Origin of the sequence: Kluyvera ascorbata ATCC 33433, from assembly GCF_000735365.1 — a bacterium.
Classification (GTDB): domain Bacteria; phylum Pseudomonadota; class Gammaproteobacteria; order Enterobacterales; family Enterobacteriaceae; genus Kluyvera; species Kluyvera ascorbata.
This window is the reverse complement of record NZ_JMPL01000132.1, coordinates 1-10,871: the sequence shown is the minus strand read 5'-3', so window position 1 is coordinate 10,871 and position 10,871 is coordinate 1. Positions and strand designations below refer to the sequence as shown.

Here is a 10,871-nt window from a genome sequence, read left to right as displayed (position 1 = left end):
GCTTATTCAGGTTGGTCAACCCGTACCTGATGCGGCTAATTCAACACTCTCTGTTGTTACAATCCAGACAAATAAGACAATTACTGCGGGCGAGCAGTCTGATACTGATTTACAAACAAAAGCGACCTTGACGCTAGCTATTAATGACTCTGCACATCATCCTGTGAAGGGCCAGACAGTATCCTTCAACGTTACACCCGCTGATGCTGGCGCTGGCGTGGCTGTCTCAAATGTTGTTGATAACCAGGATGGGACCTACACTGCGGTACTGACCGCCACTAAAGCACAGCAATATGCCATAACCGTTCAGGTTAACAGTGCGGCATTCGGTAATACGCTGCCAAATCTGCAGGATACTGTCCGCACAATTGGTGCAGCTCCTGATGCGGCCCATACCGTAGTCGATTCTTATAATAATCTTGCTCAGGCGGCGGTTGCCTCTGATAGCCAGAACGTGGGATTCCAGGCGCATCTTTTTGACCGTTTCAATAATATTGCGACCTGGAAATCCGCAGATTTAAATATCACAGTACCTGATTTTGATACTGGACATGTAGCAACATCAATGGATGAAGCAACAAATACAATTACCGTTAGTGCTGGGGCAAAAAGCGAAGATGATGTTAATGAATATATTGGCGAACAGGTTGGCCTTGTTAATGCGGGAGGCCCTAATTTGTTAGCTGGGGCGCCCCTCTCTAAATTGACAATTGTGCCTAAGATAAAAGAAGTTGAATTGGCTTCAAAACGACGGTCCCTCTGGTTAATAATGCAGGTAAAACGTTAACATTACCCATTCTTGGCTACTCAAAAGCCGACTGGATCCCCATAAACCCTGCAACAAAACAGGACTTTGCTTCCACTGCTGTCAGAGTGATAACAGAATGGGGAAATAATAATAAAACTGAAACATCAAGTGAAGTTTCCTATGTAGGGGCACCCACTGGTTTTAGCCAAACAGTAAAAATTCCAGTGACACAGTATTTTTATGCTGTTCCTTATGCCGGGCAAAATGTTCAATATGCTGTTGATTTTTACACCTCTTATTGCTCTCTTGGCGTGTACAATGATTTATCGACAAGCTCATGTAATAGTAAAATATCAGGGGAGCCATGGCAGACTTTGCTGTCCGTTTTAATAAACGATGCGGCGAGTTGTGCAACCGGTTCACAGACTGTAGTAACATATGCAGTGGACCGGGGGCCGTACAAACAAGACCCATACGATCAGCAGCGACCTATTTCTGTATTTATGAACGGTGGTCGTGGTTACGCTTCTGCGGATGCTCCCTGGAACGCCTTGATATCAGCCCTGGATGTAGGAGGGGGGGGCATTCGGGGCCGGGTGGATATTCGGTATTAAGCCCAGTGTTGAACCTTATCAGTAGCATGCAATTGTCTAAAACACAGCCAACTTTACTAATTAAGTCTGGAGAAACAAAAGTTACCGACTGAAAGACGCGGCATAATGCTGGCCATCGTAATGACCAGCATTTCAATGGAGAAATTTAATCGCCTAGGGTGATTGCCCATTTAACGTACTTGTTGCCGTGCTGCATCTACCTCAAGCAAGGTCCTGACTTCCTGATATACCGGCACATTAACGTCGGGAGTATCCAAAGTCACAACCAATGCGTAAGGAATGTTCATTTCCGTAATCCCCGCAAGCAGCCTGCAATTTACACGAATATTAATCCGATCATTTTCGGTGAAGATGCTGGCATCCTCGCCCGTTCTAACTTCATGGAATACAGTGCCATTTTTCAAATAATGATGATAATAGTCGGCTTCATTAACATTTAATAAGTCTTGCCCTGGCGATGCCCAGAGTTGAGCGACACGATAGTCCTGGTGATCGTATCGGATAGGTGACAGCCATGCCAAGGTAATGATTAATCTTCGCGAGACTGTGACTGCTGATAAACTCACCGGCAACGGAAGCGTATAATCCTGAGACTGTTCGTGGCCAATTGTTCCAGTATGGATAAGCGTGGCCTGATTGTTAAGGCACCCATGGATCCGGGTTTCATTTACGCGTCCGTACCCAAACATCTGATTAAGATGTGATTTAAACGTCCGTGAAGTCTCTCTTGTTTTAAAATGTTGTTCAATGACTTCCCGTGCCACTGCCTGATATTCAGCGCCATGAACCATTAACGCTTTGAGAATAACCGCATCAGGGGCATGCGACAGAGCCTGCGATTCATCAAAGGCTTTCATATCCTGTAAGGATTCGTATAAAAATGCGAGACGGCGGGTCGCAAGCGCTGCCGCATTACTGGTTCCAGCGGTATAACCATATCCGTTTACATTGCCAGGTAATGGCGACGGCAAGGCCGTTTTTATGCCTGGCCCCTGAGCATTGCTCGCCGGAGAGGTCAGCACGACGTCATCCCGTGCACGATACGTATTATTTACGTACGTCAGGCGCCCACCAGGCATCATAATTTCCGGTTTAATCATGTTCCGCCGCCCCAAGGTAATGGGATTGGTCGGGCTGAACAGGCCACACTGGCTTAGCACATCAATACGCCTGACGGGCAGTGGTCCAGCGTACTGATCTTCGTGCACTGCACTGACCGTAATGGCATTAATGGCTTCAGCCGGGGACATCATTCGTCGTAGGTGGCGCTGACGGATAACTGCACGTAATGCAGCCTCCTCCAGTTGCACTGGAGTCATGGCGTTAAACTGCTGTTCCTGGACACCTTCAAGGTGCAAAGAAGGGTCATGATTTCCGGCACTGACCACAAAAAGAACTTTGTAGGTAAATGACAACCAATCAAGCATACGCGCAAATGGACTCATCTGCGTATCGAATAAGCGGTAACGGTCCCCCACTGACAGATTGATAATCACAACCCCTGGTGCGGTCGGTCCTATCTCTGCAGAACCTCTTTTCATCCTCAATACGGCCCGATGGATCAGATCAACAGGCAAGTAAGCAACGGGAATATGCTCATCACGGCGCCTCCCTTCTGCTTGTATTCCCTCCGGAGCCATTATAGGGCGGACATACAGTCGACGTTCCAGTGGCGACTCTGGTTGACCATTCATATCACCATGAATAATCAACGACGCCATCGACGTTCCATGCACCTGTTCTGTAGCTGTTGCATACATTTCGGCAAACTCATCAGGATCGTCGACCTCAATACGCCCCCGCAGCGCCAGATGGTTCTCAAGCGGCAGGCCATCAAGCAGAGCAACGGACGGCGAAGATAGCTCTTCATCCTCCCTTAACTCAGGTAACTGAGGTAGCCCAGGGTCCCCAATATCTTCTAGCGTGATCCCAGGTGTGTAACACTGACCAAGAGGGCGAAAGAACATGACGTCATCACATCTCATTATCTCTAAGACTTCTGCGCCTTGCTCAAGGACCTCACTGACTCGACTAACAGGCAAAAAACCAAGCAGAGCATGGTAATGGATACCACTGTGTAAACACGTTTTATCAATACGTCCGCCAGAGCGTTCTATGACTTCACGAAGCAGGATTTCACTTTGCTGGCGACGAACAGGGCTACTGCGATACCAGAGCTCAATTTCAAACGGCACATACTCATCACCATATTCTTCTATGTGCTCAACACGCTCCGTCCAATCTTCCAGTAATCGGGTCGATTCAAGACGATCCTTGGTACTCCAGGCTCGGATATCGATCAGCTGGCTAAATGCATTGGTTACCGGTGTAAAACCTCTGTCGATAATTCTGTTGTCGTTAAATGCTGTCCACATACGCCGTAAACGCTGTAAGCCCGCCTGATTACTCATACTCAAATAGAGTGTTCGTGTGACAGGTTTTCGTTCGCCGTCTGTTAAAACATAAAAATCGTCGTCAGAGTATTTCTCTTTTTCCACAACCGAGGTCATAAATTCAAGACCTTCTATACGACTCAGTCTATTCGATAGTTCTCCGGGGTCTCCAGCGACCTCAAGTACGAGCACTTTCTCAGGAACCATACCATCCGGTGCATCAGCAAGCTGGATATGCTCTGCAAATGTTTGTTCAATCGCATCAAGTTTAGGGAATATGCGGGCAGCCTGTGTGCCCTGTGGAGTGTGAAGCTCACCACCACCGCCTCCTCCTTGCAATCGATCTCTCCTGCCATAAGTTGAGGGCGCGTTAAAAACAAGAAGCGGATTCAAATCCATATAAGTTTCCTTATCCAGAATTCTTCATACTCAGGATTTACATAGAAGCAACCAAACTCGACGATATCTCAACAAAAAATACAATATTGAAATTAACATAGAGAGAGGGGCCCGAAAACCAAGAAAATCATCTACAGGTCACGAACGATAAAGATATATCACCAAATTCAAAAAATCAGTTTACAATATAAAAAAAGACGCACGACCAACTTTAGTTGTGACAAAGAAAAAATATCTTAACTATACTGCCGCTAAAATAGTTTTGAATATAAAAGCACAGAAGAATCGACGCATAACGTTGTAACAAAAAGCATGCGGCGGCTGCTATTGAAGAAAATGAAAAATTTAAGTTAAGACTGCAAACCTGGGACGCTGCTCTGAGGGCAGTTCATTTAAAAGAGTTAACAGAGAATCGAGTAAGAAGAGCTCATCACGTTAACCCTATAAAGTATCCGCACTCGGGAGATGTCTATGCCCGCCCCTATTTATTGTCCACCTTATAACGGTCTGTCCAGAATTTAAGACAATGCGTAGTAATGGATTTCATTTTCTTTTCGCTCTGGGGAAGCCCAAGGACATACTTACGTTGAACATCGAGTCCAAACTCTTCCAGCTCAGCGAAACTAAGTCCGGCAAGTTTTTGGGCAAGTGTTGACGGCGCTAAACCGAGAGAATGCCCTATTCTTTCCTCAAAACTGATGAACCACCGTTCAGCCATCGCCTTAGTGGGTGATGGGATCGTAGCTTGTACCTGAAAACGGCGCCAGATAGCCTTGTCCAGCATCGACTCATGGTTTGTTGCACCAACAACAACAACATGACTAGGGAGCAGGTCAATTTGCTTAAGGAGTGAGTTCACGACTCGCTTCATTTCGCCATTCTCATTCAAGTCCTCTCGCTCTTTACCGATAGCGTCGAATTCATCGAAGAAGAGAACACAACGTTGAGTCTTGATGAAATCAAAAAGCTTATCTATCTGCTGGGCAGTTTGTCCAAGGTAACTCGTGATCAAACCTTCATATTTCACTGTAAAGAACGGCACTGATAAGTGATAAGCCAGCGCTTCCGCTAGGGTGGTTTTACCATTTCCAGGTGAACCACAAAATAGCAGCTTATGACGAGGTTCAAGATTGTAAGAGCGCAAGAGATCGCGCCGAGCATGTTCCTCAATGACTTCTGTGACAAGGCTCACGACAGTTTCTGGCAGTACAAGGTCAGACAACGTCTTCTGAGGCTGCGTTTCATAAAAAGCATTCTGTAGTGCCACATCCTGGGTAAACCTACGCCCTTCAGCATGCGGAGATAGAGTCAGGAGAGTTTTCAGCTTATCAGCAAGGATATGCTGATGACGTGCAGAAGCCTCAGCAGCGATTGCTTCTGCTGTCTTTTTAAAGCGAGTCAGGTCGCCACGCATCCCCGTCTCTACCAGATTAAGAACCAAATCGGCCCGTGCCATATCTCACCTCATGCCGCACAGAATGCACGGTTTATCCCCTTAAAGAATATTACGAATACCTGTATATATCAAATGGCATTTTGTATCATCAGGCAAACAGCCATGCCTTATATAGAATAATAAGTTCTGGCAATCCTTATGTTGCCTGTCTATACCCCCACATTAAATTACCCAAACTGCATAACTCAATTCTCATCCTAATAATTAAATACCCGATAACACACCTAACTTCATTCTAGCGAGGACATCTGAAACCCAATGCGGTCATAATTTCCTTATTACCGCCGGGCCCTTATATCCTCCTTGTAGGATCAGCGAGTTATCGATCCACCGCAACCATCTTGGGCTTTTCGCATTAGCACTGGATATCGCAATACAAACGTTTGACTCACGATCATGCCGGCCAAAAAGATTTAAGAACAATGTGGCGCTATTTATTTCATTCAAAAAGCAATATACATACCCTTTTCGATTATCACCAATGCCTTTCATTGTTAGATTTCTATATTCATTTTTTGTCGGATTGATATCAACGTAGCAAAGTTGCTCATTGCCATTCTTTATATTATTGATCAGCGTCTCTTTCTCTGCATCATCTGCGACAATAATCCCGCCGAGATTATCAATGGGGGTGACATGAAGAAACAATCCCGGTTTGGTATACGGCCTGACGAGTAAATATTTAAACCACTTGAACATATCACATCCTTTTTTGTCTTTTCTTAACCTTCATTCTCGGGGCGGTATAGCCAGCACCGCAGTCAGCTACTCGCCCCTTATTTCAGATGGGTTTGTCTATCGCGTTATACAAATCGTTCAGTGTCTTTATCCTTTTCTGGTACTGATTTGTAAGACAACCAATATCCCCCTGGCACTGACGCCGTTCCATCAGCCATGTATCCTGCTCATCCTTTAACGCTCCTGCAGCCCCCATGGCAAAGAGTCCATGCAGAAAATGGTATTTAACGCTCATTTCTACATCCAGATCGTTCAGAGCAGGTGTTGAACATATCGCTTTTTCATCTGCGTATTTCGCGTGATGGCAGTCAAAACTGGCTGCTAACGTAGAAAATGAAATCAACGAGATGATACACGCCACAGACATTTTTAATTTCATTGCGTAACGTTCCGATGATGGATGGCCGGGCCAGGAGCCATAGTTCTTACAGCTTTATCCAGTAGTCTAAATTTAACTGCTTTACCCGTTTGTGTAGAAATCTCGCACTCAAACAAGAACGGCGTCCATGTATTGCCGGTTCGATACTCTCCATTGCCAGTCAAAAGATGGTCTGACAAGAGATGTTGTGTATTCTCCTTACCCTGATCGAGGATCACTTTATCTACCCCGGCATGCTGGCGAGCAATCTCTTGCTGCGCCAGGGGCCTACAGATGAACTCCGCCACTCTCTGTGCTTCCGTCCAGCTGTTATTCACATAATCTCGGTCAGCCTGGTTGTTAAGCTGCGTATGGATAAGATGATCCAGATACTGTCTCTGCACATTGTTAAGCTGTGTCTCAGCAGCTTGTGTATAACAGCACATAACCCCAGCAATCATGGCCAGAGACTTCAACGCTCGTGAAACTGCTAAGTATCGATCCATTCAAAACTCCCTTTATGCGTTTATCCATGATCGAAGATATGAACAGCAGGCATAGTGCGTTCTTGCTTTACATCAAATTTTCGCCAGTCTCACCAACTTAGCCGCAATCGCGGACACGCTCGATCTCACATAAAGTCAGGTTCGAAGCCGACTAAGCTTACAACATCGCCAGAATCGCAAACAGGAGCAGCGTTGCGATGCGTTAATGTAAACAAAGTACAATCTCGGACCCTGTGCCCTATTTAAATCTCAGTGTCCAATTACGTCTTCCCCTGCGAACAAAAATGTGCCCGTCTTGACAGCTCATTTCATACCCAAATCCCAATGATTTCTAGGAAGAGAATGCTTTGCTAAGCCTTTGCCGGCAGCCTCATTTCGTTGATTTTTTATTTAATAACATCCAATAAAGAATAGAAATGTCTGACTTAGCAGACTCCGACCAACCATAAATGGTATCAAATAAATCATCCGGCAAAACTATGTCCTTATCCCGATGAGTTCTTTCTACTTCACCGACGATATATTGAGTGAGCTCCCGCACATTTTTAAAAGTGGTCGTACCTTTCAAAACCTCATCTTTCAAAATTTTCACAACCGGTAATCGAAGCTTTGACAACCTGTTTTCACCACCCTTTCTGGATGCATCCTTCTTAACTTCATTCATTTTTTCTTGCTGATAAATCTCATGCTTAAGCATAAATTTGTTCAAGAAATTGATAGCTTCATACATTGCCCGAAGATGGTTCTCTTCCGCATTACCAACATCCTCCTCGATAAAACACCGTGTTGCATAAATAAAGAAGTAGCAGGACACATCAAAATAATTTGTATAAGGGACAGCATCATTATCAAGAAGACAATCTAACTCACCCATCACAAAGTCTTTCGTTACCTCTTCCTTAAACAGATAATGAAATAATGTGTCATAGACTTCACTTCTATCAACCATCATGAATATTTCAATAGGGACTTCAAAGATCTTTTTTTTCAGCGCAGTTTGTATTTTCTCCGGCTCATCTATAAAGGCTTTCAACCAGATATCAAATGCAGGCTTTAGTTCCCTAACATAAATCTGCTCTAAAGGCTTCAGTTGATAAAAGTTGTTATAAAGATATTTCCCTAAATCACCTCGTTCAGATGCCTCAATGACGGATTGATATTGGATAATTCGAGTCCAATAATAATCGCTAGGTGTAGTACCATACACATCATTAAATTTCTTAGCACCCTTTTCCCTTCCCATCTTCCCTCTCCTTTCGAAATCAACACATTTCCCAAATTCCTTTATGCCTCAAGCTACAAGTCATTTCAATGCGATATGCCCTACGAAGACACATTGCCCTGAACGCTCAGACAACACCACACCTAGAATCACGAAAAGAAGATTACGTCAATAGTCATAGCAAATTAAATATTTTTTTTTGCTTTCGGGATATCTGGGCCTTCCGGCACTTATGTAGAGTGGCTTCCACCAAGAACGTGGAGCCCCTGAGGGGAACCGGGAGGAAACAAAATGACCAAATACCAGGACAAAGCGACAATGATGAGCAAACCAACGGCAGCAAATTTATCCACTACCGCAGAGAAAGAGCACAACCAACGCGCTAAAAAAACGCTCAAGAAGACTCATACCCTTCTTCCTCCAGAAGGTGAGCGGCTTATCGGCTTGGATTTTATCACCGCCTATACCGGACTCAGTGACAAGTATTTTTATGCTCTCATTAAAAAAGGAATGTTCCCGCGGCCAATCAAATTATCTCGTTCATCAAGGTGGAAAAAAAGCGAGTTGGATAAATGGATTGAAGAACGGGTAGCAAAGAGATAATTCATTGCAATCTACCCTGGCAACACCAGAATAAATTAAATAATTAATTCCCCATATAACACATCACCTCTGTGCTATTTGTTCAGCTATTGATAAGGGCAACATGATGAATAATCAACAAAAATATGCCACTGGATATGATAAGAACGGACTTATTAAAATAGAAAAGACTACGCAACTGGAAAACCCATTCCCAATACAATGTTTTCCTGACTCATTAAAAAATGCGGCTATACGTATTTTCAAGCTTGCTGGTATTCCCATCGAATTAACAGCAAGCACTATGCTTGCTACACTGTCTCTGGTCTGCCAGTATCTTATTTGCATTATTTCTCCCGGCACTGGAATGCCGGGACCTTGCTCTTTATATCTCGTAACGTTAGCTGAGTCAGGTGAAGGAAAAACGTTTATTTCTCGGCTAATCATGAAACCAGTCCATCAGCTACTGGAAAAAATGAGCAAGGAACATAAAAAAAGACTTGGCGCCTATAAAACCGAGTATGAAATCTGGAAAACAGCAAGGCAAGGTTTTGAAGCCAGTTTAAGACGAGCAATAAAGACAGGTTGTGGAATGGAAGATGCCATGGAGCAACTAAGAGCTCACAGTCTAAATGAACCAACACGACCTGTCGAACCCAAATTTATATTGGAAGATGTTACTGGTAAGGCATTAATTCAGATGTTAAGTGAACATTCGGCACTAGGGATCTTTACGGATGAAGCAATTTCATTTTTTAACGGCCCACTGAAAAAGCATCTTGGGCTATTGAACAAAGCGTGGGATGGAGGTACATATTCTTTAAACAGAGCTGATGGCGAAAGCTATGAGGTCGAGCTTTGTTTGATGATGTTGTTAATGATTCAACCTGGTGTATTTTCGAAATATCTAGAAAAAAATGGTACAGAGGCAAAAGAAAGTGGTTTTATGGCTCGCATCCTTTTTACGAATGTCAACAGCTCAATAGGTAAGCGTAGTTCTTACTTTGATGACGAAGGGATTAATTTGGCATTACAACCACTCCATGAACGTATCAGTAAAATTTTAACGCTACTGGAGGCCAGGTTTTATGATAAAAGCATCCCAAAAGAAGAAATCAGATTATCCGATGATGCAAAAGAAGTTATCCGAAAGAAAAAAAATGAAATTGAAGCCGCAATTGCGCCAAAGGGAGGATTAGCTCATGTCCGCGATGTGGGTGCAAAAGCAATAGAGCAAGCATGTAGAATCGCTGCCATATTCGTATTCTTTGAATTTAAACCAGTGCAAGATAATGAGTGGGCCGAAATGTTCTATAACGGAGAGATTTCTGGAAAGCAAATGAGCAACGCCATTGAGATAGTTTATTATTTCATCATGCAGTCGAGCAGCCTATTTTACCCCATGTCAGAGGAATATTTACGTCAACAGGATGGCCGAAACCTTTGGTGCTTCATTAATAAGAAGTTGGTTCAGAACCAGGGTAGACCTTTTCCTAAACATGAATTATTACAATATGGTCCAGGCCGACTCAGGCAGGCTAAACGGCTAACACCGATATTAGATCAACTTATCAACCAGAATTTGTGTTGCATCATAACAATAGGAAATTCAAGAACTGAATACATTGCAGGTATTCTCTCAAACGGAAGCATATGCACAGGGAACGAATGTTTTTATTACAACATTGTTCAGCGACAGAATTTAAATGATGGGAATTCTAGTTATATTGACGTATCAGACTTACCAACTGGTGCTTAGGGGTATGAATTAACACATCAACTTCATGTCGAAACCCTATCAATTTCATTTGAAAGTAAAGAGGTCATTCTCATATTGATGTGATTGAGGTTATAA

10 protein-coding genes are annotated in these 10,871 nt (G+C 43.7%); 4 read left to right on the top strand and 6 right to left on the bottom strand.

The window, feature by feature from the left end; translation table 11 throughout:
• Together GKAS_RS20440 and GKAS_RS24975 are read left to right on the top strand one after the other, a co-directional pair.
• On the top strand, positions 1 to 787 hold a 787-nt coding region (locus GKAS_RS20440), incomplete at its 5' end, for an Ig-like domain-containing protein (protein ID WP_035896926.1).
• An 86-nt stretch (positions 788 to 873) separates the two neighbouring features.
• Positions 874 to 1,362, top strand: a complete 489-nt coding sequence (locus GKAS_RS24975) for a hypothetical protein (protein ID WP_147281528.1) — start codon at positions 874 to 876, stop codon at positions 1,360 to 1,362.
• 170 nt (positions 1,363 to 1,532) lie between these two features.
• Here the strand turns inward: GKAS_RS24975 and GKAS_RS20435 are convergent, their stop codons facing one another.
• The 6 genes from GKAS_RS20435 to GKAS_RS20410 form a co-directional block, all read right to left on the bottom strand.
• A complete protein-coding gene (locus tag GKAS_RS20435) occupies positions 1,533 to 4,154 on the bottom strand; it encodes a S8 family peptidase (RefSeq protein WP_035896925.1) in 2,622 nt (873 codons plus the stop codon).
• Positions 4,155 to 4,635: 481 nt separating this feature from the next.
• Positions 4,636 to 5,610 carry an AAA family ATPase gene (locus GKAS_RS20430; RefSeq protein WP_035896921.1) on the bottom strand — a complete coding sequence of 325 codons (975 nt, stop codon included), beginning with the start codon at positions 5,608 to 5,610 and terminating at the stop codon, positions 4,636 to 4,638.
• A gap of 264 nt (positions 5,611 to 5,874) precedes the next feature.
• Positions 5,875 to 6,309 (bottom strand): hypothetical protein, encoded by a 435-nt coding sequence (locus tag GKAS_RS20425; RefSeq protein ID WP_035896920.1) that lies wholly within the window; start codon positions 6,307 to 6,309, stop codon positions 5,875 to 5,877.
• 82 nt (positions 6,310 to 6,391) lie between these two features.
• Positions 6,392 to 6,727: a lysozyme inhibitor LprI family protein gene (locus GKAS_RS20420; RefSeq protein WP_035896918.1), complete on the bottom strand. Its 336-nt coding sequence runs from the start codon at positions 6,725 to 6,727 to the stop codon at positions 6,392 to 6,394.
• Entirely contained in the window at positions 6,724 to 7,212 is a 489-nt protein-coding gene (locus GKAS_RS20415; RefSeq protein WP_035896917.1) for a hypothetical protein, read from the bottom strand. Before GKAS_RS20415 ends, GKAS_RS20420 begins: the two co-directional genes overlap by 4 nt.
• Before the next feature lie 370 nt (positions 7,213 to 7,582).
• Positions 7,583 to 8,455 (bottom strand): hypothetical protein, encoded by an 873-nt coding sequence (locus tag GKAS_RS20410; RefSeq protein WP_035896916.1) that lies wholly within the window; start codon positions 8,453 to 8,455, stop codon positions 7,583 to 7,585.
• A 270-nt stretch (positions 8,456 to 8,725) separates the two neighbouring features.
• On the opposite strand from GKAS_RS20410, the gene GKAS_RS25495 reads away from it, so the two are divergent.
• Both GKAS_RS25495 and GKAS_RS20400 read left to right on the top strand, forming a co-directional pair.
• Positions 8,726 to 9,037 carry a helix-turn-helix transcriptional regulator gene (locus GKAS_RS25495; protein ID WP_051910820.1) on the top strand — a complete coding sequence of 104 codons (312 nt, stop codon included), beginning with the start codon at positions 8,726 to 8,728 and terminating at the stop codon, positions 9,035 to 9,037.
• A gap of 106 nt (positions 9,038 to 9,143) precedes the next feature.
• Positions 9,144 to 10,775: a YfjI family protein gene (locus GKAS_RS20400; RefSeq protein WP_051910819.1), complete on the top strand. Its 1,632-nt coding sequence runs from the start codon at positions 9,144 to 9,146 to the stop codon at positions 10,773 to 10,775.
• Positions 10,776 to 10,871 lie beyond the last annotated feature (96 nt).